Annotated in this window: 1 protein-coding gene; it reads right to left on the reverse strand. The window is 47.2% G+C overall.

The genetic code is table 11. The features are described from left to right. A partial coding sequence (locus ACFINU_RS10495) for a terminase gpA endonuclease subunit (protein ID WP_375667738.1) occupies positions 1–614 on the reverse strand: 614 nt, incomplete at both ends.

The following is a 614-nucleotide window of genomic DNA, read 5'->3' on the forward strand; positions in this document are numbered from 1 at the left end:
GTTGCTTCAGGACCCGATTTTTTAAACCGTGCTGTAATGATATCTTTCGCGGCGTCAACCCCAACAATATAAAGATTGATCTGTCCTTTATTGTTTTTGCTTGGTCGGCGTGGCCATACCGCACGCCATCCCGCCTGTCCTTTAATCCCCCAAATGCGCCGCCCCTCCCGCGGGCGCACATAATTATAAACTGCCTGTGTATGTCCACCACCAGTATCAATACAAGCCGCTGTTATCCTAATCCCTTCTTTATAGCCTGGATGCGGCCAGCGTTTTGCAAGATATTCATCCAATTGGTCCCACACTTCAAAAGAAGAGGGATCACCAAGGATCACTTGATAATCAATATGCCAACTTTCTTCACTACGCCCCCATCCCACCACTTCAAGTTCTAAACGGTCATTTTGCACATCAATACCAGCTGTCAACAACACGGCTTGTTCTGGTGCCAATGGATAATCTTCACGTTTTGCATAGAGGCTATCAGGGTCAACAACTTCGCCTGTTCTGTCTTCCCATGGCTCTCCAAGCACTGTGTTAATAAAAACTTGCAAAAGAGCAGGGTCTTCTTTGGCTCTTAAAAATTCGCGCGCACAATCGCCCCAAGTCAGCCA

The sequence above is a fragment of the Bartonella sp. AC130YNZD genome (assembly GCF_042196865.1).
GTDB lineage: Bacteria > Pseudomonadota > Alphaproteobacteria > Rhizobiales > Rhizobiaceae > Bartonella.